This is a genomic window from Micromonospora jinlongensis (assembly GCF_013410645.1).
In the GTDB taxonomy this organism is placed as follows: Bacteria; Actinomycetota; Actinomycetes; order Mycobacteriales; family Micromonosporaceae; genus Micromonospora; species Micromonospora zamorensis.
The window spans coordinates 1,174,503-1,199,208 of record NZ_JACCHK010000001.1 but is presented as its reverse complement, the minus strand read 5'-3'; the positions used below and the strand labels follow the sequence as shown (position 1 = coordinate 1,199,208).

The following is a 24,706-nucleotide window of genomic DNA, read 5'->3' as shown; positions in this document are numbered from 1 at the left end:
TCAGGCAGCGTCGACGGCTGAACGGGCCTGCTCAAGCGTCATCGGCTCGGCGTGGCTGGACACGTACCAGTGGTAGTCCTCGTCGAGCAGTCGCCGGACCAGGCCCAGGTCGAGACCGTCCTCGGGTTGGCGCAGGTGCGCCGGCGGTGGGTAGAAGCAGTCACCCAGCAGCATGACGCCCGAGTCGGGCACCAGCACGACTGTCGAATCCGGTGCGTGCCCGCCGCCGACGTGGCGTAGCCCGACCCCGACCGGCAGCTCGTCCACATCGGCGAAGACCCGCGTGGGCGGCAGGATGTCGAAATCCTCCCAGGAGTCCACGGCGCGCGCCCGGGCCCGGAAGCTCGGGGCGAGGCGGGGATTGGCGCGTACCTGCTCGTCCAGGTAGCGGTGACTCCACGGTCGGGCGGCTTCGGCGCGCAGCAGCGGCACGGCCGTCTCGTGCCCGACGATCTCGACTCCCGGCCAGGCGCAGGCGCCCCAGACGTGGTCCCAGTGGTGGTGGGTGTAGACGAGCCAGCGCGGTCGGGGTAGCCCGGCGGCGGTCAGCGCGGCCTGGATCTCGCGGGCGTGCGCGGGGCTCTGCCCGGCGTCGATCATCACACTGCCGCGCTCGTCGGCCACGACGGCGACGCCGGCCTGGACCGCCTCCGGGGCCGGATCGCCCGGACAGAGCCAGACCCGACCCGCCAGGTGATGGAACTGTGGGGCGACCACGGTGATCGAACTCCGAGATTGATCGCGGACACTGCTGTGGCGTTCGCTGATTCTAGGCGAGGGTGCCGCACGGCACCGCCCGGCCGGGCAATCGGCGCAGGCCAGAGTGTGTGCGGCCATCCTTTGCTCTGCTTACCAATGTGCACCGGTGACGCTCCGTGCCCGGTGCACATTGGTAAGCAGAGCAAAGGGCGTCCGGCATTGATCCGGGGCATTGCGGCGTGTGGGTCCGCGCTCACGGCAATCGCTGACCCTCGATGGGCAGCGTCCGCCCGGCGGGGCCGGACCGGCGTTGACCGGCGGCGGAGGGGTGTGGCAGCATTCGCGGCCTGACGGCAGTGAAGGAAGTCGGTGCGATTCCGACGCGGTCCCGCCACTGTCACCGGGGAGCGATCCCCCCTCGTGAGTCACGGCCGTGTGTCTGCGGTTGGAAGGCCGGGGGAGAGCGTCGATCCGGAAGCCAGGATACTTCGGCCGTCGGGACGTACCCCAGGGCGTGGACACCCGAGGAGGACCCGATGACGCACGGCGTCTCATTCATCGACGAGCATCGTCATGACCCGCATCGCGGGCGCCGCACCGCACCCACGACCGGCCGGACCAGCATGCTCCGGACCGGCCTCGTCGGCGTGCTCCAGGTCGCCGGCGTCGGCTACCGGTCCCGCTGAGCTGAGCGCCCGGCGCTGACCGGCCCCGACGCACGCGTCGGCGAGCCGGCCGCGCCGTCGTACCGGCTGACGCCGCACCCACCCGCTTCGTCCAGGCCGCCTCCGTAGCGGCCAGGGCGTCACTCTCCGGAGCCTGCCGTGCGCATCCTGCTGCTCTCCACCGCCGACACCGATCTGCTGGCCGCCCGCGCCAGCGGCGCCGACTACCGCCTGGCCAACCCCGCCCGGGTCGCCACCGACGAGGTGCCCGCCCTGCTCGACGGGGTCGACCTCGTCGTCGTACGCCTGCTCGGCGGCCGACAGGCCTGGCCGGACGGCCTCGCCGCGGTGCTCGCCACCGGCGTGCCGACGGTCGTGCTGGGCGGCGAGGCGCTGCCCGACGCGGAGCTGATGGCCATCTCCACGGTGCCGTCCGGGGTTGTCACCCAGGCGCTGGCGTACCTGGTCGAGGGTGGGCCGGACAACCTCGCGCAGCTGGCCCGTTTCCTCTCCGACACGGTGCTGCTCACCGGCGAGGGGTTCGCCCCGCCCGCACCGACCCCGGCGTACGGCGTGCACGGCGAGCACCCGACCGACCCGCAGCGGCCCACCGTGGGGATCGTCTTCTACCGGGCGCATGCCCTCGCCGGCAACACGGACTTCGTCGACGTCCTCGCGGACGCGGTTGACAAAGCCGGCGGCAACCCGCTGCCGATCTTCTGCGGCTCGCTGCGCGGCCTGACCACGGGCGCGGGCCCGCTGGGCCTCTTTGCCCGCTGCGACGCGCTGCTGGTCACCGTGCTCGCGGCCGGTGGCGCGGTCGCCGCCGACGCGTCCGGGGGCGGCGACGAGGACGCCTGGGACGTGGGCGCCCTGGCCGCCCTGGACGTGCCGATCATCCAGGCGCTCTGCCTGACCAGCACCCGTGAGCAGTGGGCCGGCAGCGACGCCGGGCTGTCCCCGTTGGACGCGGCGATGCAGGTGGCCATCCCCGAGTTCGACGGCCGGATCGTCAGCGTGCCGTTCTCGTTCAAGCGGATCGACGCCGACGGGCTCTCGGTCTATGCCGCCGACGCCGAGCGGGCCGCCCGGGTCGCCGGGATCGCCGTGCGCCACGCCCGGCTGCGGTACGTGCCCAACGCCGACAAGCGGGTCGCCGTCGTCCTCAGCTCGTACCCCACCAAGCACTCCCGGGTCGGCAACGCCGTCGGGCTGGACACCCCGGTCTCGGCGGTCCGACTGTTCGCCGCACTCGCCGAGGCGGGTTACGACCTGGGTGACGCGCCGCCGCCCGAGGACGGCGACGCGCTGATCCACGCGCTGATCGCCGCCGGTGGTCACGACGTGGAATGGCTCACGCCGGAGCAGTTGGCCGCCGCCGAGGCCCGGATACCGGGACGGACGTACCGGCGCTGGTTCGACCAGGTCCCGGCCGAGCTGCGCGAGCGGATGCGGGAGCACTGGGGTGAGCCGCCCGGCCAGCTCTACACCGAGAGCGGCGACATCGTGCTCGCCGGTTTGCGCTTCGGCAACGTGGTGCTGCTGATCCAGCCGCCGCGCGGCTTCGGGGAGAACCCGATCGCCATCTACCACGACCCGGACCTGCCGCCGAGTCACCACTACCTGGCCGCGTACCGCTGGTTGGCCGCGCCGGTCGCCGACGGCGGCTTCGGCGCGGACGCCGTGGTGCACCTGGGCAAGCACGGGACCCTCGAATGGCTGCCCGGCAAGGGCCTCGGACTGGCCGCCGACTGCGCGCCCGACGCGGTCCTCGCCGACCTGCCGCTGGTCTACCCGTTCATCGTCAACGACCCCGGTGAGGGCACCCAGGCCAAGCGCCGGGCGCACGCCGTGGTGATCGACCACCTGGTGCCGCCGATGGCCCGCGCCGAGACCTACGGTGATCTGGCCAAACTGGAACAACTGCTCGACGAGTACGCCACAGTGCAGGCCCTCGATCCGGCCAAGGTGCCCACCGTGCGAGCGCAGATCTGGGACCTCGTACGCGCCGCCGAGCTGCACCACGACCTGCACGCCGAGGCGATGCCCGACGCCGACGACTTCGACGAGTTCGTGCTGCACCTCGACGGGTACCTCTGCGAGGTCAAGGACGTGCAGATCCGCGACGGGCTGCACATCCTCGCCGACGCGCCCACCGGTGAGCCCCGGGTCAACCTGGTCCTCGCGGTGCTGCGCGCCCCCCAGATCTGGGGCGGTGCCCGCGCCCTGCCCGGCCTGCGGCAGGCGCTCGCCGTCGCGTACTCCCTCGACGAGCAGGCGCTGCTCGCGACACCGGGTGAACGACTGGCGGTGCCCACGGCGCTGACCGACGTGGTGGACGGGCCGGCCGGCACCGCCGCCGACGCCGTCGACCTGATCGAGGCGCTCGCCCGACGGTTGGTCATCGGCATGGAGACGCTCGGCTGGGATGCCGAGGCCGTCGGCGCGGTGGTCGCGGAGGTGACCGGCCAGCCGATCCCGGACGTCGCCGCCGTGCTGCACTTCGCCGCCACCGAGCTGGTGCCCCGGCTGGATCGCACCACCGACGAGCTGACCAACACCCTCGGCGCGCTCGACGGCCGGTTCGTGCCGCCCGGCCCGTCCGGTTCACCCACCCGGGGCCTGGTCAACGTGCTGCCCACCGGCCGCAACTTCTACTCCGTCGACCCCAAGGCCATCCCCAGCCGCAACGCCTGGGACGTCGGGGTGGCCCTCGCGGACTCGCTGCTGGCCCGGCACCTCGCGGACACCGGGGCGTACCCCCGCTCGGTGGGTTTGACCGTGTGGGGCACCAGCGCGATGCGCACCCAGGGTGACGACATCGCCGAGGTGCTCGCGCTGCTGGGTTGCCGGCCGGTGTGGGACGAGCGGTCCCGGCGGGTCACCGGCATCGAGGTGGTGCCGACCGCCGAGTTGGGCCGGCCGCGCGTCGACGTGACAGTGCGCATCTCCGGGTTCTTCCGCGACGCGTTTCCGCACGTGGTGGCGCTCCTCGACGATGCCGTGCGGCTGGTCGCCGCCCTGGACGAGCCGGACGAGGAGAACTACCTGCGGGCGCACGTCGCCGCCGACCTCGCCGAGCACGGTGACGAGCGGAGGGCGACAGCCCGGATCTTCGGCTCGAAGCCCGGGGCGTACGGCGCGGGCCTGCTGCCTCTGATCGACGCCCGGACGTGGCGCAGCGACGCGGACCTGGCCGAGGTGTACGCGGTGTGGGGCGGCTACGCCTACGGCCGGGGCCTGGACGGGCGGGAGGCGCGCGTCGACATGGAACGCTCCTTCGCCCGGATCGCGGTGGCGGTGAAGAACCAGGACACCCGCGAGCACGACATCGTCGACTCGGACGACTACTTCCAGTACCACGGCGGCATGGTGGCGATGGTCCGCCACCTCACCGGCACGTCACCGCAGGCGTACGTGGGTGACTCGGCGATGCCGCACGACGTGCGCACCCGCACGCTGGGCGAGGAGACCCGGCGGGTGTTCCGGGCCCGGGTGGTCAACCCGAAGTGGATCGCCGCGATGCGCCGACACGGCTACAAGGGCGCGTTCGAGCTGGCCGCCACGGTGGACTACCTGTTCGGCTACGACGCCACCGCCGGCGTGGTCGACGACTGGATGTACGAGCACCTGGCCGCCGCGTACCTGTTCGACGACACCACCCGGGAGTTCCTGGAGCAGTCCAACCCGTGGGCGTTGCGCGGCATCACCGAACGGCTGTTGGAGGCCGCCGACCGGGGGCTGTGGGCCAAACCCGAACTGGCCACCCTGGACCGGCTGCGCGACACGTACCTGGCCAGTGAGGGCGACCTGGAGGACCGGGCATGACCGTTTTCCCGTTCAGTGCGGTGCTCGGCATGGCGGACATGCGGCTGGCGCTGCTGCTCAACGCGGTGTCCCCGGCGATCGGCGGTGTCCTGGTCCGGGGGGAGAAGGGGACCGCGAAGTCCACCGCCGTTCGGGCACTCGCCGCGCTGCTGCCCCCGGTCCGCCGGGTGGCCGGCTGCCGCTTCGGCTGTGACCCGGCCGAGCCGGACCCGGCCTGCCCGGACGGGCCGCATCCGGCCGGTGCTGCCGCCGAGACGCGTCCCGCCCGGCTCGTCGAGCTGCCGGTCGGCGCCGCCGAGGACCGGGTGGTCGGCTCGCTGGACCTGGAGAAGGCCCTCGGTGAGGGCGTACGCGCCTTCGAGCCGGGTCTGCTCGCCGCCGCCCACCGGGGGGTGCTCTACGTCGACGAGGTCAACCTGCTGCACGACCACCTCGTGGACCTGCTGCTGGACGCGGCGGCGATGGGCCGCAGTCACGTCGAGCGCGAAGGCGTCTCGGTCAGCCACGCGGCCCGATTCCTGCTTGTCGGCACGATGAACCCGGAGGAGGGGGAGCTGCGTCCGCAGTTGCTCGACCGGTTCGGGCTCACCGTCGAGGTGGGCGCCAGCCGGGACCCGGAGGTCCGGGTCGAGGTGGTCCGCCGTCGGCTCGCCGCCGACGCCGACCCGGCCGGGTTCGCCGCCCGGTGGGCCGACGCCGACGCGGAGATCGCCGGCCAGGTGGCCGCCGCCCGACGCCGGCTTCCCGGGGTACGACTTCCGGACGCCGCGCTGCGGCAGATCGCCGACGTGTGCGCCGCGTTCGATGTGGACGGGATGCGCGCCGACATCGTCACCGCCCGTACCGCCCTGGCCCACGCCGCGTGGCACGGCCGGGATCGGGTGAGCATCGACGACGTCCGGGTGGCCGCCCGACTGGCCCTGCCGCACCGCCGCCGCCGCGACCCGTTCGACACCCCCGGGCTGGACGAGAAGCGCCTGGACGAGGCGTTGCAGCGTGCCCAGGACGCCCACCCGGACGAGCCGGACGACAGTGGACCCGACGATGGCCCGAACGGCGGTGGCCCGCAGGGCGGTGGTGGTCCGGCTGGCGGTGGTGGCCCGCAGGGCGGCCCCGACGGGAGCGGCTCTGCCGGCGGCGATCCCGGCGTCAGCGGCGACGGAGCCGACCAGGGTGAAGCCGGTTCGGCCGAGCACTCGGCGGCCCGCGACGACGCCGGCCCGGCCGGGAGCGCCGAGGGACCAGGCAGCATTGACGACGGGTGGCCGCAGGGCCCGGCCGATGATCGGGACGGACACGGTCAGAACGCGGGCCGGCCAGCGGGCGACGGTGGCGACGACGACCCGCACCGGCGGCGCAACAGCGATCAGAACGCGCAGCCGGTGGCCGTACCCCGAGGTGGTCTGAAGGCGCGGGTGCTCACCGCGCCCGGCGTCGGTGACGGCGTGCCGGGCCGGCGTTCGCGGGCCCGCACCGGGCGGGGGCGCACGACCGGGGCCCGGGTGCCGACCGGCCGGGTCGGGGCGTTGCACCTGCCGGCGACGGTCCGCGCCGCCGCGCCGCACCAGGCATCCCGGGGACGGCTGACCGGCCCGCTGCGGTTGCGCCCGGACGACGTGCGGGAGGCGGTCCGGGAGGGGCGGGAGGGCAACCTGGTGCTGTTCGTGGTGGACGCCAGCGGCTCGATGGGTGCCCGGCAGCGGATGACCACCGTGAAGGACGCGGTGCTCGCCCTGCTCACCGACGCGTACCAGCGGCGGGACAAGGTGGCGGTGATCGCCTTCCGGGGCGCCGAGGCGCAGACGTTGCTGCCGGCCACGTCGTCGGTGCTGGCCGCCTCGACCCGGCTGGCCGAGTTGCCCACCGGTGGGCGTACGCCGCTGGCCGAGGGGCTGCTCGCGGCCGCCGACCTGCTGCGGGTGGAGCGCCTGCGCGACCCGAGGAGGCGTCCGCTCGTCCTTGTCGTCACCGACGGCCGGGCCACTGCGGGCACCCGCCCGCTGGACCGCGCCGCGGCAGCCGCGGCAGTGCTCGCGGCGACCGGTGCGCCCTGCGTCGTCGTCGACTGCGAGACCGGCCCCGTACGCCTCAACCTGGCGCGTCGACTGGCCACCCAGCTGGGTGCCCCGCACCACCCGCTGGCCGCCCTCACCCACCCCGACACCCGCGGCAGCGCGCTTCCCGTCGCGGCCTGACGACGGGCACCGATGACCGACCGCAACCGCAGGACCGCCCGAAGGGAACAGTGCTGATGCCGCAGGGACAGCCGAGCGTGGTGCCCGCCGACGGGTTGACGACCCGGCAGCGGCGGCACCGCCCACTGCTGATCGTCCACACCGGACAGATGAAGGGAAAGTCGACGGCCGCCTTCGGGTTGGCGTTGCGAGCCTGGACGGCCGGTCTGCCGATCGGCGTGTTCCAGTTCGTCAAGAGCGCCAAGTGGCGGGTGGGGGAGGAGAACGCCTTCCGGGCGCTCGGCGAGGTGCACGAGCGCACCGGCCAGGGCGCGCCGGTCGCCTGGCACAAGATGGGTGAGGGCTGGTCCTGGATCCAGCGCGGCGGCGACGCCGACCACGCCGCCGACGCCCTGGAGGGCTGGCGGCAGATCCAGCGCGACCTGGCCGCCGAACGCTACGGGCTGTACGTGCTGGACGAGTTCACCTACCCGATGAAGTGGGGCTGGGTGGACGTCGACGAGGTGGTCGCCGCCCTGGCCGACCGGCCCGGCTTCCAGCACGTCGTCATCACCGGACGGGACGCCGACCCGCGCCTGGTCGCCGCCGCCGACCTGGTGGCCGAGCTGACCAAGGTCAAGCACCCGATGGACGCCGGCCAGAAGGGCCAGAAGGGCATCGAGTGGTGACCACAACCACCGACCCGTGGCCGCTGCCCCGGGTCGTCGTCGCCGCACCGGCCAGTGGCCACGGCAAGACGACCATCGCCACCGGGCTGCTCGCCGCGCTGCGCCGTCGTGGCCTGATGGTCAGCCCGCACAAGGTCGGCCCCGACTACATCGATCCCGGCTACCACGCCCTCGCCGCCGGCCGGCCCGGGCGCAACCTCGACCCGTTCCTGGTCGGGGCGGAACGGATCGCCGGTCTGCTGCGCCACGGAGCGAGCGTCCCCACGCCCGCCGACATCGCCGTGGTGGAGGGCGTCATGGGCCTGCACGACGGCGCCGTCGGCCGCCGGGACTACGCCTCCACCGCGCACGTCGCCCGGCTGATCGAGGCACCCGTCCTGCTGGTGCTGGACACCACGGCGCAGGGTCGGTCGGCCGCCGCCCTCACCCTCGGCATGGCCGCGTTCGACAGGGCGGTCCGGATCGGCGGGGTGATCCTCAACCGGGTCGGTTCACCCCGGCACGAGACCCTGCTGCGCGATGCCCTCGCCGAGGTGGGCGTACCGGTGCTCGGGGCGGTCACCCGCGCCGCCGAGGTGGCCGCGCCCGCCCGGCACCTCGGGCTGGTGCCGGTCGCCGAGCGGGCTCCCGAGTCCCTGGCGATCGTCACCGCGCTCGCCGAGCTGGTCGAGGCCACAGTGGACCTCGACGCCGTGCTCGACCTGGCCCGGACCGCCGCGCCGCTGACCGCCCCCGCGTGGGACCCGGTCACCGCCGTCGGTGGGCCGGCCGGCGTCGAGCGGCCAGTGGTCGCGCTCGCCGGTGGTCCGGCCTTCACCTTCTCCTACGCGGAGACCGCCGAGCTGCTCACCGCGGCCGGCGCGGACGTGGTGACCGTCGACCCGCTGCGCGACCCGGCGCTGCCCGCCGGCACCCGCGCGCTGGTCATCGGCGGCGGCTTCCCCGAGGCGTACGCCCAGGCGCTGGCCGGCAACGCCACGCTCCGCGCCGAGCTGGCCGACTTCGACGGGCCGATCGTGGCCGAGTGCGCCGGGCTGCTCTATCTCGGGCGGTCCCTGGACGGCGTACCGATGTGCGGACGGCTGGACCTGACCGCCCGGATGACCGGCCGGCTCACCCTCGGCTACCGCGAGGCCGTGGCGGTGACCGACTCCCCGGTGGCCCGCGCCGGCGAGCCGGTACGCGGACACGAGTTCCACCGCACCACCACCGACCCGGGGCACGGCGACCGGCCGGCGTGGCGCTGGGACGACACCCCGCACGGCTTCGTGAGCGGTCGGGTGCACGCCTCCTACCTGCACACCCACTGGGCCGGTCAGCCCGACGCGGCCCGCCGGCTCGTCGAGGCGTGCCGATGAGCGCCGACGCCACGCTGACCGGGGTGGGTGTCGGCCCCGGCGACCCGGAACTGCTCACCGTCAAGGCGGTGCGGGTGCTGCGCGAGGCCGACGTCGTCTTCGTACCCGTGATGGCGGACCGGGTCGAACCCACGGTGACCGTCGCCGCGACGCCGCCGGGTGCGGACGCCGGGCGGGCCGAGGCGACTGTTCGGTCTCACGTCGCTGTGGACCGGCTGCGCCGGCTGCCGTTCGCCCTGGACGACAGGGGCGGGGTGACCGCCCGCCGGGCGGCCGCGTGGGACGACGCGGCCCGGGTGGTGGTCGAGGCGATCGACGCGGGCGCGCGGTCCTTGGCGTTCGCCACCATCGGTGACCCCAACGTCTACTCCACCTTCGGTTACCTGGCTCAGAGCGTGCGCGCCCTGCGCCCGGCCGTGTGGGTGACCACCGTTCCCGGCATCACCGCGATGCAGGAGCTCGCGGCGCGCAGCGGCACCCCGCTCTGTGAGGGACGCGAACCGCTGACCCTGCTGCCCGCCACCGCGGGTCTGGCGTTGTTCGCCGACGCCCTCGCCGGGCCGGGCACCGTGGTCGCCTACAAGGGCTGGCGGCGGCACCCGGAGCTGCTCGCCGAGCTGCGCCGACAGGGCCGGCTTTCCGACGCGGTGCTCGGGCGCAGCCTGGGGTTGCCCGGTGAACGGATCGGCCCGGTCGACGACGCCGAGCACGACCTGCCGTACCTGTCGACGCTGCTGGTCCCGGCCCGCCGCGACCACCGAGGAGGAAAGCTGTGACCAGCGACGGAACTGTGTGGTTCGTCGGTGCCGGGCCGGGGGCGGCGGACCTGCTGACCCTGCGGGCCGCCCGGGTGATCGCCGAGGCGGACATCGTGATCTGGGCGGCCAGCCTGGTGCACGCCGACGTGCTCGACCACGCCCGCCCCGACGCGGAGGTGATCGACTCGTCGCAGCTGCCCATCGAGGGGGTGCTGCCGCTCTACCAGCGTGCCGCCGAGCAGGGGCTGACCGTGGCGCGGATCCACTCCGGCGACCCGGCGCTGTGGGGTGCGGTGCAGGAGCAACTGGAGCTGTGCCGGGCGCTCGGCCTGGCCGTCCAGATCGTGCCCGGGGTCTCCTCGTTCACCGCCGTCGCGGCGATCGTCGGGCGGGAGCTGACAGTGCCCGAGGTGGCCCAGTCGGTGATCCTCACCCGCCTGGAGGGTGGCAAGACCCCGATGCCGCCCGGCGAGCGGGTGCGGGACTTCGCCCGGCACGGCACCACGATGGCGCTGTTCCTCTCCGCCGCCCGTTCCGGGCAGGTGCAGGCCGAGCTGCTGGCCGGCGGCTACACCGACGACACCCCGGCCGTGGTCGCGTACCAGGCGACCTGGCCCGACGAGCTGGTGGTGCGCTGCACTGTCGGCACCCTGGAGGCGACGGTCAAACAGCACAAGCTGTGGAAGCACACCCTGTTCCTCGTCGGGCCGGCCCTCGCCGCCGAGGGCACCCGCTCGCACCTGTACCACCCCGGGCACTTCCACACCTTCCGGCGGGCGGAGCCGGCCGCCCGCGCCGAGCTGCGCCGCCAGGCCGGCGGTCGCGCCGGAGGAACAGGCACACCTTGACGTACGCCGAGCCGCCGCTGCGTGAGCCGGACCTGCCACGGACCGCGAAGGTGCGGCCCACCGCGCTGCGTACCGGCTGGACCACCGGCGCCTGCGCGACGGCGGCGGCCAAGGCCGCGGTCACCGCGCTGGTCACCGGGGAGATTCAGCCGGACGTGGAGATCGGTCTGCCGGCCGGGCGGCGGGTGCGCTTCGGAGTGGAACGCTGCGAGGTGACCGGCACCCCACCGGTGCGCGCCGAGGCGGTGGTGGTCAAGGACGCCGGCGACGACCCGGACGTCACCCACGGGGCCGAGCTGACCGCCACCGTGGACTGGACCGACGTCCCCGGCCTGCGGCTCGCCGGTGGTGCCGGCGTCGGCACTGTCACCAAACCCGGTCTGGGGCTCGCGGTCGGCGGCCCGGCGATCAACGACACTCCCCGCCGGATGATCGGCGACGCGGTGGCCGAGGTGGTCGACCTCAGCGAGGTCGGCGTACGCGTGGTGATCAGCGTGCCCCGGGGCGAGATCATGGCCCGCAAGACCACCAACCGGCGGCTCGGCATCCTCGGTGGGATCTCGATCCTCGGCACCACCGGCATCGTCCGCCCGTTCTCCACCGCGTCCTGGCGGGCCAGCGTCGTGCAGGCCGTGCACGTGATGGCCGCCCAGGGCGAGCCGACGGTGGTGCTCTGCACCGGTGGGCGTACCGAGCGGGCCGCCCGGGCGCTGCTGCCCGAACTGCCCGAGGTCTGCTTCGTCGAGGTCGGCGACTTCACCGGCGCCGCGGTGACCGCCGCGGTGGGTGACGGCATGACTGGGGTGGTCTTCGTCGGCATGGCCGGCAAGCTGGCCAAACTCGCCGCCGGGGTGCTGATGACGCACTACACGCGCTCCACTGTGGACCTGTCCCTGCTCGGGTCCGTGACTGCCGAGGCCGGTGGCGACGCGTCGCTCGTCGCCGCCGTGACCGAGGCGAACACCGGACGGCACGCGTACGAGCTGTGGGAGGCCGCCGGGCTGCTCGCCCCGGCCGGTGACCTGCTCTGCCAGCGGGTCCGCCAGGTGCTGCGGCGCTTCGGCGGCCCGACGGTCACCGTCGACGTGGCGATGGTCGACTTCGCTGGTGCGCGCGTCGTCGCGTCGTCCGGCCGGTGGCCCCGATGACCCCGGTGAGCGTGGTCGGTCTGGACGCCGCGGGTGCTCCCGCGCACCCCGCGCTCGCGCCGGTGCTGGCGGCCGCCGGGCTGGTCGTCGGGGCCGCCCGGCACCTGGCGGCGGTGCCCGTACCGGCCGGTGCGCAGACCGTCACCCTCGGACCGCTCGCCCCCGCCGTGCGCCGATTGGCCGACGCGGTCGCCGCCGGGGTGCCGGCCGTCGTGCTGGCCAGCGGCGACCCCGGCCTGTTCGGCATCGTCCGGCGGCTGCGCGCGGCCGGGCTGCCGCTGCGGGTGGTGCCGGCGGTGTCCAGTGTGGCCGCCGCGTTCGCCCGTGCCGGCGTGCCCTGGGACGGCGCCGCAGTGGTCACCGCGCACGGCCGTGACCTCCGACCGGCCCTGAACGCCTGTCGGGCGCTGCCGCTGGTCGCGGTGCTCACCGCACCCGGCGCGGGCGCGGCCGAGGTGGGCGCCGGCCTGGTCGGATGGTCCCGCCGCCTGCTGGTGGCCGAGCACCTCGGCACCGACGCCGAACGGATCCGCGAGGTGACCCCCGCGCAGGCCGCCGCCGCAGCGTGGGCCGACCCGCACGTTCTGCTCAGCCTCGCCGACGCCGAGACCGTCCCCGACGCCGAGACGGCCTCCGACGCCGCGCCCGATCCGGTCACCGCTGCCGGAATGCGCGCGGACAACCAGCCGGCCGCCGCGCCGCCCGGCGGATGGGCCCTGCCGGAGACCCGGTACGTCCACCGCGACTCCATGATCACCAAGTCGGAGGTGCGGGCCCTCGTCATCGCCCGGCTGCGACCCCGACTGGGCCGGCTGGTGTGGGACGTCGGCGCGGGCAGCGGCTCGGTCGGCATCGAGTGCGCGCTGCTCGGCGCGGCCGTGCTCGCCGTCGAACAGGACCCCGCAGCCGGCGCGGCGATCCGGGCCAACGCCGCCGCGCACGCCGTGCACGTCCGGCTCGTCACCGGGCGAGCCCCGCAGGCGCTGGCCGGCCTCCCCGAGCCGGACGCGGTCTTCGTCGGCGGTGGCGGCGCCGACACCCTCGCCGCCGTGGTGGCCCGCCAACCCGAGCGGGTGGTGCTGACCCTGGCCGCACTGGACCGGGTCGCACCGGCCGTTGGCCTGCTGCGCGCCGCCGGTTACACGGTCGAGGGCAGCCAGCTCTCCGCCGCCCGCCTCGCCGACCTGCCCGGCGGGTCGATCCGCCTCGCGGCCACCAACCCGGTGGTCGTCCTCACCGGGGAGCGCCCGTGACCGACCAGAACCCGCCCGCCCGGATCGGCCTGGTGGCGGCCACCGCCGCCGGCCGACGGCACGCCGACACCCTGGCCACCGCCTGGCCACACGCCCGACTGGTCGAGGGGGAGAGCGCGGCCGACGCGCTGCGCGGCGCCTGGGCCGAGTGCGACGCGGTGGTCGCGTTCCTGGCCACCGGCGCGGTGGTGCGGATCCTCGCGCCGCTGCTCACCGACAAGCGCAGCGACCCTGCCGTGGTGGTCGTCGACGAGGCCGCCCGGCACGCCGTGGCGCTGCTCGGCGGGCACGCCGGCGGCGGCAACGACCTCGCCGAGCAGGTAGGCGCGATGCTGGACGCCCGACCCGTGATCACCACCGCCACCGATGCGGTCGGCCTGCCGGGGCTGGACACCCTCGGCTGGCCCGTGCAGGGCGCGGTCGCCGCGGTGTCCCGGGCCATCCTGGACGGTGAGCCGGTCCGGCTGGTCGCCGACGCCGACTGGCCGCTGCCCGCCCTGCCCCCGAACGTCCGGACCACCGACGAGGACGCCGTGGACGGCCGCTACCGGCTGCTGGTCACCGACCGGGTGGTGCCACTCGACGCGCGGACCGCCGTGCTGCGGCCACCGTCGCTGGTCGCCGGGGTGGGCGCGAGTCGGGGCGTACCGGCCGCCGAGGTGACCGAGCTGCTGCACCGGGTGCTGGCCGAGGCCGGCCTCGACCCGGCGAGCCTGCGCTGCCTGGCCAGCGCCGACGTCAAAGCCGACGAGGCGGGCATCCTGAGCACCGCCGACGCGCTCGGCGTACCCCTGGTGACCTGGCCGGCGACGCGGCTGGCCACTGTCGACGTGCCGCATCCCAGCGAGGTGGTCCGCGCCGCGGTCGGCACGCCGAGCGTGTCGGAGGCGGCGGCGCTGCTCGGCCCGGACGGCCGGGCCGACGACTCGACGCTCCTGGTGGGAAAGACCGCGACGGCGATGGCCACTGTGGCGGTGGCCCGGCACGCGCCGCGTGGCCGCCTCGCCGTGGTCGGTCTCGGACCGGGTGCCGCCGACCTGCGTACCCCCCGCGCGGTGGCCGAGCTGCGGCGCGCGGCCGTGGTGGTCGGGCTGGACCAGTACCTCGACCAGGTCCGCGACGTGCTCCGCCCCGGCACCCGGGTGCTGTCCAGCGGCCTGGGCGCGGAGGAGGAACGGGCCCGCGCCGCCGTCGCCGAGGCCGTCGCCGGCCGGGCGGTCGCGCTGGTCGGGTCCGGCGACGCCGGGGTGTACGCGATGGCCAGCCCCGCCCTGGAGTACGCCGACGAGCGGATCGACGTGGTGGGTGTGCCCGGGGTGACCGCCGCGCTGGCCGCCGGGGCGCTGCTCGGTGCCCCGCTCGGCCACGACCACGCCTACCTGAGCCTGTCCGACCTGCACACGCCGTGGGAGGTCATCGAGCGGCGGGTGACCGCGGCCGCCGAGGGTGACTTCGTGACGGTGTTCTACAACCCGCGCAGCCGGGCACGCGACTGGCAGCTCGGCAAGGCGCTCGGCATCCTCGCCGCGCACCGGCCACCGGACACCCCCGTCGGGGTGGTACGCAACGCCAGCCGCCCCGGCGAGCGGCTGCACCTGGCCACGTTGACCACAGTGGACCCGACAGTGGTCGACATGTACAGCGTCGTGGTGGTCGGCAACAGCGACACGAGGCTGGTCGCCGGCCGGATGGTCACACCCCGGGGGTACCGGTGGCGCTCGTGACGATCGGCGCCTGCCAGGGCTGCGGCGCCTGCCTGCTCACCTGCCCCACACACGCGATCCGGCCGGTCCCCGGCGGCCTGACGGTCCGCGCCGACCGCTGCACCGGCTGCCTGGAGTGCCTGGAGATCTGCCCGGTCGACGCGATCCGCGTCGTTGAGCCCGACCCTTGCAAAGGAGCCCGATGAGCCGGGTGGTGCATCCCATCGAGGTCGAGTCGTACCGCATCCTGCGCGAGCGCGTCGACCTGTCGCACCTGCCGCCGCTGAGCCGGGCGGTCACCGAACGGGTGGTGCACGCCAGCGCCGACCTCGCGTACGTCGACGAGCTGGTCTGCGACGAGGCGGCACTGGAGTCGGGGCTGGCGGCGCTGCGCGCCGGGGCGCCCGTGGTCACCGACGTGGCGATGGTCGCCGCCGGCATCACCCGGGCCGGCCTGCAGCTGGTCTGCCCGGTCGCCGAGCCGGCCACCGCCGAGCTGGGCCGCTCGGCCGGCATCACCCGCTCGGCGGCGGCCGTGCGGATCGCACTGACCCGGGTCGGCCCGGGCGCGGTCTGGGTGGTCGGCTGCGCGCCGACCGCGCTTGTGGAACTACTCACAGTGGACGCCGCCCCAGCGCTGGTCGTCGGCCTGCCGGTCGGCTTCGTGGGTGCCGCCGAGTCGAAGGCGGCGCTGCGGGCCAGCGGCCTGCCCGGGGTGTCCAACGTGGGCGAGAAGGGCGGGTCGGCGGTCGCCGCCGCCGCCCTCAACGCCCTGCTCTACGTCGAGGAGAAGTCATGACCGGGTTGGTCATCGTCGGGCACGGCACGCGCAGCGCGGCAGGAGTCGACCAGTTCGCCGCGCTCGTCGAGCGGGTCCGCCGTCACGGGGACGTCGGGGACGTCGAGGGCGGCTTCATCGAGCTGTCCCGCCCGCCGCTCACCGAGGCGGTCGGCGCACTCGTCGCGCGCGGGCACCGGGCCCTCGTCGCGCTGCCGCTGGTGCTCACCGCCGCCGGACACGGCAAGGGCGACATCCCCGCCGCCATGGCCCGTGAGCAGGAGCGTCACCCCGGGCTGAGCTACCGCTACGGCCGCCCACTCGGCCCGCACCCGCTGCTGCACACCGCCCTCGAAGAGCGCATCGACGCCGCGCTGGCCGACGCCAACCGGGTCGGCACTGGGCCGACCGACGCCGACCGGGCCGGCACGTGGGTCGCGTTGATCGGGCGGGGTTCCACCGACCCGGACGCCAACGCCGAGGTCGCGAAGGTCGCCCGGCTGCTCTGGGAGGGGCGCGGTTACGCGGGCGTCGAGCCGGGGTTCATCTCCCTCGCCCAGCCGTCGGTCCCGGCGGTGCTGGAGCGGCTGCGCCGCCTCGGCGCGCGGCGGATCGTCGTCGCGCCGTACTTCCTGTTCGCCGGGGTGCTGCCGGACCGCATCGTGGCCCAGTCGGCGGAGTTCGCCGCCGCCCACCCGGACCTGGACGTGCGGGTGGCCGAGGTGATCGGCGACTGCGACGCCCTCGCCGACCTGGTGCGGGAACGCTACGCCGAGGCGCTGGGCGGCGACATCCGGATGAACTGCGACACCTGCGCGTACCGGGTGCTGATGCCCGGCTTCGCCGACAAGGTCGGCCGCCCGCAACGCCCGCACGACCACCCCGACGACCCGGTCGGCCACCACCATCACCACCACGGGCACGACCACGACCACGGTTCCGTCGCTGTGGTCGGCGGCGGGCCGGGCCCCGACGACCTGATCACGGTACGCGGAAAGGCGCTGCTCGACGCCGCGGACGTCGTGGTCGTCGACCGGTTGGCCCCGCAGGGGCTGCTCGCCGGGCTGCGCCCCGACGTGCTGGTGGTCGACGCCGCCAAGGTGCCCCGCGGCCCGTCGATGGCCCAGGAGGCGATCAACGCGGCCCTGGTGTCGCACGCCAGAGCCGGTCGCCGGGTGGTCCGGCTCAAGGGCGGCGACCCGTACGTCTTCGGGCGCGGCCACGAGGAGGTGCAGGCCTGTACGGCGGCCGGGGTGCCGGTGACAGTGGTCCCGGGGGTGAGCAGCGCCATCGCCGCACCGGCCCTCGCCGGTGTACCGGTGACGCACCGCGGCGTGGCGCACGACGTCACCGTCGCGTCCGGACACCTGCCGCCCGGGCACCCCGACTCGCTTGTCGACTGGGCGGCGCTGGCTCGGGCCCGGGGCACCGTCGTGTTGCTGATGGCCGTCGACACCATCGCCAAGATCGCGTCAGTGTTGATCGAGCACGGCCGTGCCCCGGAGACTCCGGTGCTCGCCGTGCAGGACGCCGGGCAGGCCGACCAGCGGTCGGTGCCCGCCCGGCTGGACGAGATCGGCGCGGTCGCCGCCCGCGAGGACATTCGTCCGCCCGCCGTCTTCGTCCTCGGCCCGGTGGTCGCGCTGCCGACCACCGGGCCCACGGCCTGACGATCACTCGCTGCGGGCGGTCTCCGGACCGGTGATCCGGTCCAGCAGCGGCAGGGTGGAGGCGATGACACCGAGGCAGGCGGCCAACCCGACGACGACGATCACGTAGAAGCGTGGCTCCGGCGCGATCAACGTGTAGCCCATCTGTGCCCGCAAGAACAGGTGGGCGGCGAGGAGGCCCATCCCGATGGCGACGGCGGCGACGGCGAGCATCGGCACGGCACTCTCCAGCGCCACCACCCGGCGCAGGACCCGCACCGGCGCGCCGCTGAGGCGCAGCAGGCTGAACGGGCGGCGGCGTTCGGTGAGACCGCCGATCACGCTGACCGCGAGACTGCACCCGCCGAGCGCCAGGCTGGCGACGATGATGACGTTCGCCAGCTGTTCCCAGCCGCGCAGCGTGTCGGCGAAGTCCGACTCGAAGTCACCGGGCACGTTCGGCGCCACCTGGAAGGCCGGCAGGGCGGTCTCGAGCATGGTGCGCGAGCGCTCGATGGTGGCGGCGGAACCGTCCGTGTCGACGAGGATCGACATCACCGGCAGCTGGTGGAGTTCACCGAGTGGAACCGATGCGGCGGGCCAGACCCTGGTGGACGACGCCGATTCCCGGAAGGGGATGAGACCCGTCGCCACCTCGGCGACGGTGGCGCCCTCGGCGCACCGGCCGTACGCGCTCGGGATCTCGGCGCACGAGATCAGCCCGGGCTCGCTGGCGCTCATCCAGTCCGGGTTCTCACGCACCGCAAACGCGGACCGCACGCCGTTGATCGAGCGCAGCTCGGTGAAGAGCGAGTCGGGCGTCGCCGGTGCATCCTCAGGAAGGTAGAGCGACACCTGTCCCGCCTCGGTCGAGCCGACCGGTGCCGGGCCGCGGTTGGCGACGATCGTGGTGATCACGCCGACGGCCACGCTCGTCACGAAGAGCGCGAGCATGATGCCGCTGATCGCCCGGAAGCCGGCCTTCGGGTTGTCAGCGAGGCGTCGCGCGGCGATGAGGGTGGCGGGGCGGCTGGCGTACCGGGCCATGACCCGGGCGCCGACCATCGTCAGCCAGGGGCCGGCGAGGATCAGGCCGGCCATGATGAGCAGCAGGCCGGGTAGGAACACTGCGGCCTGGCCATCGGATGTCGGGGGCCGGAACCCGATGGCGAAGAACAGCACGGCGACACCGAGCAGGATCGGAATCAGCCGGTACGCCCGCGGGGCGCGGGGAGTGACCCGCCGGGTGACGCCCAGCGGCGAGATCCGTACGCGGCGCAGCGAGACCTGGGCCGCCACCGCCGCGCCGGCCGGAACGCCGAGCGCCACCAGCAGGACGTCCAGCACGCCCAGCGACATGTCGCTGGGGAAGAACGGCATGCCCGTGAACGGGATGCCCGCCATCGGGCCGCGGAAGGCGTAGAACAGGCCGAAGCCGAGGGCGGTGCCGGCGACGGCGGCGGTAGCCGCCTCCACCGCAGCGACCACCGAGATCTGCTTCGGGGTGGCGCCAACCAGGCGCATCGCGGCGAAGCGCTGCTCCCGGCGGGCCGCGTTGAGCCGAGTGGCGGTGCCCACGAAGATCAGCAACGGGAACAGCAGCCCGCCGGCGATCACGCCCAGGATGAGGTTCATCGTCGTCTCGGGCAGCGCGGGAGTGTCGCCGACGGTGGTGAGCTGCTTGGCGAGGGGCAACGTGGCCACCTCGTCGGGGGTGCCGCCCCGGATGACGAGCAGGGTGTCCGGTGAGGTCAATCCGGCCGGACCGACGGTGCCGATGTCGCGCCCCGGGTAGCGGTCACCCAATTGGTCGGCCGGGTGGGCGGCCAGCAGCTTCCGCAACGCGGGCGAGGCGTAGTACTCCCCGGGCCCCGGCGTGCTCGGGACGCCGGTCGGGGTGGGCGCGTCCGGGCCGGTCGCGGCGACGTCGATCCGAATGATCTGCTTGCCGTGGAAGTAATCCTCGCGCGTCGACCACCACAGGGGATCGGCGTCGCCGCCCGTGGAGGCGTTGGGATAGACCGACGCGTACCGGGTGAGCTGGGCGTTGACCGCGTTGACCCCGGCGAGGGTGGTCAGCAGCAGCCCACTGCCGACCGCGACGGCGGCGGCGATGACGAGCAGGCGGGTGAGCGCCTCGCGACCGCCGGCCACGGCGAGGCGGAGCCCGAGGCGGATCATGAGGCGATCCGGTCCGGCGCGTTCACGCGCCCGTCGCGGACCATGACCTCACGGTCCGCGTACGCGGCGATCCTGGCCTCATGGGTGACGAGGATGACCGTGGTGCCCAGCTCGCGGGCCGCGCTGACCAGCAGGTCCATCACCTGCTCGCCGGTGAGCGAGTCGAGCGCGCCGGTCGGCTCGTCGGCGAAGAGCACCTGCGGCTCGGCGACCAGGCCCCGGGCCAGGGCCACACGTTGCGCCTGCCCGCCGGACAGCTCACCCGAGCGACGCTGCTCCAGGCCGTCCAGGCCGAGGCGCGTGAACCAGGCACTCGCCTTCGGCAGTGCCTGCTTCCGGTGTACGCCGCTGAGCAGGAGCGGCAGCGCGACGTTCTCCACGGCGGTGAGCTCGGGGACGAGCTGGCCGAACTGGAACACGAAGCCGAAGCGGTCCCTGCGCAGGCTGCTGCGCTGGGTCTCGGCCATGGCGTCGACCCGAGCCCCGTCGAAGAGGATCTCGCCGGAGTCGGGCACGAGGATGCCGGCCAGGCAGTGCAACAGGGTGGACTTGCCCGAGCCGCTGGGGCCCATCACGGCGAGGATCTCGCCCGCGTCCACGGCCACGCTCGCGCCGCGCAGGGCGGGGGTCTGGCCGAAGGAGAACTCCACGTCGCGTGCTTCGATCACGACGCTCATGGCCGCACCTCTTTCCGTAGGGCGTCCAGCCGGGCGCCGGTCATCTCGATCCACCGGAGGTCCGCCTCCAGGTGGTAGAGGCCGTGGTCGGCGAGCAGCGCGTCGACCAGGCCGCCGGCGCGCTTGATCTCGGTGAGCTCACGCATCCGGTGCAGGTGCGCGCTGCGTTGGGTGTCGAGGTATTCGGCGGCCGGCCGGTCCAGCATCAGCGCGAGCACGACCTTGGCGAAGAGCACCGTCTGCAGGTGCGGTTCCGGGTCGACCGGCTGGGTCAGCCACTGCTCGACCTCGGTCGCGCCGACGTCGGTGATGATGTAGCGCTTGCGGTCGGGGCCGGAGCCGGGAGCGACGTCGCTGATCACCACCTTGCCGTCGCGGGCCAGTCGGCTGAGGGTGGAGTAGACCTGGCCGAACGGCAGTGGCTTGCCCCGGCCGAAGAAGGCGTCGTAGTCACGCTTCAGGTCGTAGCCGTGGCTGGGCTCTCGTTCGAGGAGGCCGAGAAGGGTCAGTGGCACGCTCATGGGAGGAGACTACACCGAGGGTATACCTCGCGTATATACCCTCGGTGTCTTCTCGGTTGGTCCCCTGGTCGGGGGCGGCGTTCGGAGGTCAGCCCAGCAGGACGCGGGTGAGGGCGTAGCCGGCGGCGGCCGCGGCGAGCCCGACGGCGACGCTGCCCACGACGTTCGCCAGCGCGAGGAGCCGGTGACCGCCCTGCGCCAGCCGCAACGTCTCGTAGCTGAAGGTGGAGTAGGTGGTCAGCGCGCCGCAGAACCCGGTGCCGAGCAGCGCGGTGACCGCCGGGCCGGCCGGCCACCCGACGAGCACGCCGAGCAGCAGCGAGCCGACCACGTTGACGGTGAACGTGCCCCAGGGAAACGCCGAGTCGTGCCGGGACTGGACCGCCCGGTCGGTGAGGTAACGCAACGGCGCGCCGACGGCCGCGCCCAGGGCGATGAGCAGCACGGTCATCGGGCCACCCGCCGCCTCAGCAGCGAGGCGGTGACGGCGTCGCCCAGCCCGACCGCGACGAGTGCCCCGAGCAGCGTCGCCGCCAGGTACGCCAGCGCGGTGCCCGGCGCGCCCGCGACCAGCGCCTGCTGGATGTCGACCGCGTAGGCGGAGAACGTGGTGAACCCGCCGAGCACCCCGACCCCGAAGAACGGACGAGCCAGGGGGTGCCCACCGCCGAGGTGCCCGAGCACCGCCATCAGCACGCCGATCAGCAGGCAGCCGGACGTGTTGATGGCGAACGTCGCCCAGGGGAAGCCGGTTGGCGGGTGCGGGGCGGCGTGTTGCAGGCCGGCCCGGGCCAGCGCACCGAGCACCCCGCCGGCCGCGATCGCGGCGAGGATCGTCGCGGGGCGCACGGTCAGCTCGCGGCGGTCGGCGGGGACGCGCAGGTCGACGTCGGGGTCGCTACGCGGCTCGGATGGTTCTGGCACGGCTTTTCAGCGTAGTGCCGGCGACGGCGGCGTCAGCGTACTGCCGCGACGGCGGCGTCCGGGCCGCCGCGCCACACCGTGCCGACCTCGGTGAACCCGGCGGCGGTGAGTGCGGCGAGGTGCCAGGAGACCGGCGGATTCCACTCCGGGCTGTGCCCGGTCGGGTAGATGTCCTGCCGCTGGGTGACCAGTGGCGCCAGCGCCGGGTCCGCCCCGGCCTGCTTCCACCAGTCCGACCAGGACAGCAACGAGCCGGCCGCGTACCGGGCGTTGCGCCGGTCCCTCGCCCGGTCCATCAGCCGCTTGGTCAGCTCCGGCAGGCCGTCGTCCGGCATGTGGTCGGCGTTGACGAAGACCCCGCCCGGTCGCAGCACGTCCCGCAGCTCGGCGTAGAGCTGCCCGAGCCGGTCGGCCGGCAGCCAGTGCAGGGCGGTGGCGGTGAGGACGGCGTCGTACTCGCGGTGGGGGAGCGCGTCGCGCCAGTCGGGGGTGCCGAGGTCGGCCGTGACGATGGTGGCCCGGTCGGCCAGCGACGAGCGGGCGATGGCGAGCAGCGCCGGGTCGAGGTCCAGCAGTGTCGCCTCGGCGCCGGGGAAGCGGGCCAGCGTGCGCAGCGAGATGCTGCCGGTGCCGCCGGCCAGGTCGAGCACGCGTGGCGGCCGACCGTCGAGGACCGCGTCGACGGTGTCGAGCATGGCGGTGAACCGGTGTTCCCGGTCCGGTAGGTAGGCCTCCTGCTGACGGTCCCAGCTCTCCTGCCAGGCCCACGCATCCGTGATGTAAGGACTCATGACGGGAAGGCTAGTTACCGCTCGGCCACGCTGTCCAGACCTTGTTGCACATTATTTGCAATAGCTGCCGCCTGTTTGATCAGATGCGAATAGGCGGTCGCTGGCGCGCCGACCGGGGCCTTGCCGAGCGGACGACGCTTGCGCTGATCGGCTGGTCCGGCATCGATGCACCGAACGTGAGGATCAAGGGCGCGGCCGCTCTCGATGCGGCTGTCCACGCCAGTCGTGTGGCTCTCATTTGGCCTGCGCGCCGGGCCTCGCTCCAGAGCGGGGAGAGGCTCAAGAGGGGTTTGCTCGGCTCGAAGTTGCGCTGCCCTCCCATGCTCGACGGCCCAGGTGGATCGAGCATGGGAGGGCCTGTTGAGCGTCATGTCGGCTCGCGTGATCACCGGTGTGGAACCGCACAAGCGTTCCGCCGCGCACCTCGCCACCCGGCTGCTCGCCGCTGGCGAACAGGTCGTCGACGTGGTCGGCCCCCGCATGGCTGGCCTGCGCCCGCTGGTCAACGAGGAACACCTCGCCCTGCTGCGGGATCCTGCTCGACCGCCGCCGTTCACTCGCGTCGACTCCCACGCTTCGCGGCTCGGTGGCGAACGTTTCCGACTCTGGGCCATGACTGCCGGGGCCGCATCACCGAGGTACGTGACGTTCAAGCCAGGGGAGATCCGGCGACCGCGGAGATCTTGACGCATGCTCGGCGTTGCGCGGTGGTGCTACGCCCCTGTGCCGGCTGCCTTGGAGGCCTCGATTGCCGAGTTGAAGTCGGGGTTGGCCCCGATTTGAGCGAGCAGCACGTTCGCTGCGTTGTAACAGTTGAACCTTTCGATTTTTCCGTCACGGAGATACCAGAGATCCGCCGTCGGCACGTCGATCCGGTTACCGGTCGGCGGAATTTCGCCGACCGCGGTCGGGAACCCGCCGAGATGCGTTCCCTGAATCCGGAGTTCGACGGCAACGACATCACCGAGCGCATGCACTTCGAGTAGCTCACGGTGGACGTCGGGAAAAACGCTGGCGAAACCCGTCAGCGCCAGAGGAATCTGGTCCCCGCGGAAGGTTAGCGAATTCGGCATGTCGTTGAACGCCCCATTCTCGGTGAACAAGGCGCGAAAACCGTCTCCATCGAGGACGTTCCCCTCCGCAAGCCGGTATGCCTCGCGAACAACCTCTTCGTTACTTTTCACTTCTGCTCTTCCTTGGTGCTTGGTGTCGACGGCAGTTGAGTTGCTGCCGCACGGCAGGAGTCAATTGGCGACGGGTCTCCCGGGTCGACGACGGCTCCGTCGTGGTCTCACTGAGGCGCGCTCCACGAAGCTAGCAGGTTTTTGACCATATGGTCAATAACGTAGGCTTGCTCACATGCCTCGTCCCCGCAAGTTCCTCGAGAGCGATGTCGTCAGCAGCGCCAGCGAGGTGTTCGCCGTGCACGGCCTTGCCGCTGCGACACTGGATGACCTGGTGCGGGCGACTGGTCTGGGGAAGCAGAGCTTGTACAACGCGTTCGGCGGCAAGCGGGAATTGTTTCTCCGGGCGCTCTCCGAGGATCGGGACGAAGCGACGCGGGCCGTCTCGGAAGCGCTGGGACACGATGACGCTTCGCCGCTGGAACGCATTCGGGGTCACATGCTCGTGATGGCGATCGAGTTCAGTGGCAGTGATCGGCGGGTCTCGCTTACCACGCGTGCGCTGGTCGAATCGACCGGTGCGGAGGATCCACTCTCGACGTCCGCGAAGGCCGGCATCGAACAGCTCGCCGGGGTCTACGCTCAATGCCTGGAACATGCGCGGGAAAGCGGGGAGATCCCGGAGGACGCGAACGTGCAATCGCTGGCGGTCTACTTCGTCGCCATCACTCGAGGGATGGAGCTGCTCGGCCGCGCCGGTGTCGGTCGAGGCGTTCTCACCGCGGTCGCACTCGACTCGCTTCGCGTGCTCCACCGTCAGCCGATGGAAGAGGCCGATGATCGACCGTCGGTGCGGGATTGACTGCCCGACGTCTGGACACTGCCAGGGCGGACTCTCCTCAGTAGGTCCGCACATCCGCACCCGGGGCGCGACCACT

The 24,706-nt window shown here is 73.6% G+C and carries 23 protein-coding genes, 1 pseudogene and 1 riboswitch; of the genes and pseudogenes, 15 read left to right on the top strand and 9 right to left on the bottom strand.

What is annotated here, in order from left to right; genetic code table 11:
* Positions 1-717 carry an MBL fold metallo-hydrolase gene (locus tag HNR22_RS05050; protein WP_343059686.1) on the bottom strand — a complete coding sequence of 239 codons (717 nt, stop codon included), beginning with the start codon at positions 715-717 and terminating at the stop codon, positions 1-3.
* A gap of 316 nt (positions 718-1,033) precedes the next feature.
* A riboswitch (cobalamin riboswitch) is annotated at positions 1,034-1,210 on the top strand.
* A gap of 25 nt (positions 1,211-1,235) precedes the next feature.
* Between HNR22_RS05050 and HNR22_RS05045 the strand changes: the two genes are divergently transcribed.
* The 13 genes and pseudogenes from HNR22_RS05045 to cobA all read left to right on the top strand — a co-directional run bounded on the left by HNR22_RS05045 (position 1,236) and on the right by cobA (position 17,571).
* The gene (locus HNR22_RS05045) at positions 1,236-1,385 is read left to right on the top strand and encodes a hypothetical protein (protein WP_179779301.1); all 150 of its coding nucleotides are present in this window, start codon (positions 1,236-1,238) and stop codon (positions 1,383-1,385) included.
* Positions 1,386-1,523: 138 nt separating this feature from the next.
* Entirely contained in the window at positions 1,524-5,192 is a 3,669-nt protein-coding gene (gene cobN, locus HNR22_RS05040) for a cobaltochelatase subunit CobN (RefSeq protein ID WP_179779300.1), read from the top strand.
* Positions 5,189-7,387 carry a VWA domain-containing protein gene (locus HNR22_RS05035; protein ID WP_179779299.1) on the top strand — a complete coding sequence of 733 codons (2,199 nt, stop codon included), beginning with the start codon at positions 5,189-5,191 and terminating at the stop codon, positions 7,385-7,387. Before cobN ends, HNR22_RS05035 begins: the two co-directional genes overlap by 4 nt.
* Before the next feature lie 56 nt (positions 7,388-7,443).
* A complete protein-coding gene (cobO, locus tag HNR22_RS05030; RefSeq protein WP_179779298.1) occupies positions 7,444-8,055 on the top strand; it encodes a cob(I)yrinic acid a,c-diamide adenosyltransferase in 612 nt (203 codons plus the stop codon).
* The gene (locus tag HNR22_RS05025) at positions 8,052-9,413 is read left to right on the top strand and encodes a cobyrinic acid a,c-diamide synthase CobB (protein ID WP_179779297.1); all 1,362 of its coding nucleotides are present in this window, start codon (positions 8,052-8,054) and stop codon (positions 9,411-9,413) included. The genes cobO and HNR22_RS05025 overlap by 4 nt, the downstream gene beginning before the upstream one ends.
* Complete coding sequence (gene cobI / locus HNR22_RS05020) at positions 9,410-10,189, top strand: precorrin-2 C(20)-methyltransferase (protein WP_179779296.1); 780 nt, start codon at positions 9,410-9,412, stop codon at positions 10,187-10,189. The genes HNR22_RS05025 and cobI overlap by 4 nt, the downstream gene beginning before the upstream one ends.
* On the top strand, positions 10,186-11,019 hold the full coding sequence (gene cobM / locus HNR22_RS05015) for a precorrin-4 C(11)-methyltransferase (protein ID WP_179779295.1): 834 nt from the start codon (positions 10,186-10,188) through the stop codon (positions 11,017-11,019). The genes cobI and cobM overlap by 4 nt, the downstream gene beginning before the upstream one ends.
* A gap of 50 nt (positions 11,020-11,069) precedes the next feature.
* Positions 11,070-12,086: pseudogene (locus HNR22_RS05010) on the top strand (cobalt-precorrin-5B (C(1))-methyltransferase); the annotation flags it as partial.
* A complete protein-coding gene (cbiE, locus tag HNR22_RS05005; protein WP_425488091.1) occupies positions 12,047-13,420 on the top strand; it encodes a precorrin-6y C5,15-methyltransferase (decarboxylating) subunit CbiE in 1,374 nt (457 codons plus the stop codon). The pseudogene HNR22_RS05010 and the gene cbiE, both read left to right, overlap by 40 nt.
* Positions 13,417-15,144 carry a precorrin-3B C(17)-methyltransferase gene (cobJ, locus tag HNR22_RS05000; protein ID WP_179779292.1) on the top strand — a complete coding sequence of 576 codons (1,728 nt, stop codon included), beginning with the start codon at positions 13,417-13,419 and terminating at the stop codon, positions 15,142-15,144. Before cbiE ends, cobJ begins: the two co-directional genes overlap by 4 nt.
* Positions 15,132-15,329 carry a 4Fe-4S binding protein gene (locus tag HNR22_RS04995; protein WP_179779291.1) on the top strand — a complete coding sequence of 66 codons (198 nt, stop codon included), beginning with the start codon at positions 15,132-15,134 and terminating at the stop codon, positions 15,327-15,329. The genes cobJ and HNR22_RS04995 overlap by 13 nt, the downstream gene beginning before the upstream one ends.
* Positions 15,326-15,922: a precorrin-8X methylmutase gene (locus tag HNR22_RS04990; protein WP_179779290.1), complete on the top strand. Its 597-nt coding sequence runs from the start codon at positions 15,326-15,328 to the stop codon at positions 15,920-15,922. The genes HNR22_RS04995 and HNR22_RS04990 overlap by 4 nt, the downstream gene beginning before the upstream one ends.
* Complete coding sequence (gene cobA / locus HNR22_RS04985) at positions 15,919-17,571, top strand: uroporphyrinogen-III C-methyltransferase (protein ID WP_179779289.1); 1,653 nt, start codon at positions 15,919-15,921, stop codon at positions 17,569-17,571. Before HNR22_RS04990 ends, cobA begins: the two co-directional genes overlap by 4 nt.
* Positions 17,572-17,574: 3 nt before the next feature.
* Here the strand turns inward: cobA and HNR22_RS04980 are convergent, their stop codons facing one another.
* The 7 genes from HNR22_RS04980 to HNR22_RS04950 form a co-directional block, all read right to left on the bottom strand.
* Positions 17,575-19,731 (bottom strand): ABC transporter permease, encoded by a 2,157-nt coding sequence (locus tag HNR22_RS04980; protein ID WP_179779288.1) that lies wholly within the window; start codon positions 19,729-19,731, stop codon positions 17,575-17,577.
* Positions 19,728-20,408 carry an ABC transporter ATP-binding protein gene (locus HNR22_RS04975; RefSeq protein WP_179779287.1) on the bottom strand — a complete coding sequence of 227 codons (681 nt, stop codon included), beginning with the start codon at positions 20,406-20,408 and terminating at the stop codon, positions 19,728-19,730. The genes HNR22_RS04980 and HNR22_RS04975 overlap by 4 nt, the downstream gene beginning before the upstream one ends.
* The gene (locus tag HNR22_RS04970; RefSeq protein WP_099853936.1) at positions 20,405-20,929 is read right to left on the bottom strand and encodes a PadR family transcriptional regulator; all 525 of its coding nucleotides are present in this window, start codon (positions 20,927-20,929) and stop codon (positions 20,405-20,407) included. Before HNR22_RS04970 ends, HNR22_RS04975 begins: the two co-directional genes overlap by 4 nt.
* An 88-nt stretch (positions 20,930-21,017) precedes the next feature.
* Positions 21,018-21,380, bottom strand: coding sequence for a fluoride efflux transporter CrcB (gene crcB, locus HNR22_RS04965; protein WP_179779286.1), 363 nt, complete (start codon positions 21,378-21,380; stop codon positions 21,018-21,020).
* Positions 21,377-21,853: a CrcB family protein gene (locus tag HNR22_RS04960; RefSeq protein WP_179779285.1), complete on the bottom strand. Its 477-nt coding sequence runs from the start codon at positions 21,851-21,853 to the stop codon at positions 21,377-21,379. Before HNR22_RS04960 ends, crcB begins: the two co-directional genes overlap by 4 nt.
* A gap of 32 nt (positions 21,854-21,885) precedes the next feature.
* A complete protein-coding gene (locus HNR22_RS04955) occupies positions 21,886-22,644 on the bottom strand; it encodes a class I SAM-dependent methyltransferase (protein WP_179779284.1) in 759 nt (252 codons plus the stop codon).
* Between the two features lie 14 nt (positions 22,645-22,658).
* Positions 22,659-22,862, bottom strand: a complete 204-nt coding sequence (locus HNR22_RS04950) for a hypothetical protein (protein WP_179779283.1) — start codon at positions 22,860-22,862, stop codon at positions 22,659-22,661.
* Positions 22,863-23,004: 142 nt separating this feature from the next.
* Here HNR22_RS04950 and HNR22_RS04945 point away from each other — a divergent pair, with 142 nt between their 5' ends.
* Positions 23,005-23,331 (top strand): hypothetical protein, encoded by a 327-nt coding sequence (locus HNR22_RS04945; protein ID WP_179779282.1) that lies wholly within the window; start codon positions 23,005-23,007, stop codon positions 23,329-23,331.
* 26 nt (positions 23,332-23,357) lie between these two features.
* Here HNR22_RS04945 and HNR22_RS04940 read toward each other — a convergent pair whose 3' ends face one another.
* On the bottom strand, positions 23,358-23,828 hold the full coding sequence (locus HNR22_RS04940; RefSeq protein WP_179779281.1) for a nuclear transport factor 2 family protein: 471 nt from the start codon (positions 23,826-23,828) through the stop codon (positions 23,358-23,360).
* A gap of 175 nt (positions 23,829-24,003) precedes the next feature.
* Between HNR22_RS04940 and HNR22_RS04935 the strand changes: the two genes are divergently transcribed.
* A complete protein-coding gene (locus tag HNR22_RS04935; RefSeq protein ID WP_179779280.1) occupies positions 24,004-24,630 on the top strand; it encodes a TetR/AcrR family transcriptional regulator in 627 nt (208 codons plus the stop codon).
* The last annotated feature ends 76 nt before the right edge of the window (positions 24,631-24,706 follow it).

What these genes read in the sequence shown, in the direction of transcription:
- cobO (WP_179779298.1), top strand. Translation starts at nt 7,444, where the DNA reads ATGCCGCAGGGACAGCCGAGCGTGGTGCCCGCCGACGGGTTGACGACC.
- cobI (WP_179779296.1), top strand. Translation starts at nt 9,410, where the DNA reads ATGAGCGCCGACGCCACGCTGACCGGGGTGGGTGTCGGCCCCGGCGAC.
- HNR22_RS04975 (WP_179779287.1), bottom strand. Translation starts at nt 20,408, where the DNA reads ATGAGCGTCGTGATCGAAGCACGCGACGTGGAGTTCTCCTTCGGCCAG.
- HNR22_RS04980 (WP_179779288.1), bottom strand. Translation starts at nt 19,731, where the DNA reads ATGATCCGCCTCGGGCTCCGCCTCGCCGTGGCCGGCGGTCGCGAGGCG.
- cobA (WP_179779289.1), top strand. Translation starts at nt 15,919, where the DNA reads ATGACCGGGTTGGTCATCGTCGGGCACGGCACGCGCAGCGCGGCAGGA.
- HNR22_RS05035 (WP_179779299.1), top strand. Translation starts at nt 5,189, where the DNA reads ATGACCGTTTTCCCGTTCAGTGCGGTGCTCGGCATGGCGGACATGCGG.
- HNR22_RS05045 (WP_179779301.1), top strand. Translation starts at nt 1,236, where the DNA reads ATGACGCACGGCGTCTCATTCATCGACGAGCATCGTCATGACCCGCAT.
- HNR22_RS04970 (WP_099853936.1), bottom strand. Translation starts at nt 20,929, where the DNA reads ATGAGCGTGCCACTGACCCTTCTCGGCCTCCTCGAACGAGAGCCCAGC.
- HNR22_RS04990 (WP_179779290.1), top strand. Translation starts at nt 15,326, where the DNA reads ATGAGCCGGGTGGTGCATCCCATCGAGGTCGAGTCGTACCGCATCCTG.
- HNR22_RS04955 (WP_179779284.1), bottom strand. Translation starts at nt 22,644, where the DNA reads ATGAGTCCTTACATCACGGATGCGTGGGCCTGGCAGGAGAGCTGGGAC.
- crcB (WP_179779286.1), bottom strand. Translation starts at nt 21,380, where the DNA reads ATGACCGTGCTGCTCATCGCCCTGGGCGCGGCCGTCGGCGCGCCGTTG.
- HNR22_RS04935 (WP_179779280.1), top strand. Translation starts at nt 24,004, where the DNA reads ATGCCTCGTCCCCGCAAGTTCCTCGAGAGCGATGTCGTCAGCAGCGCC.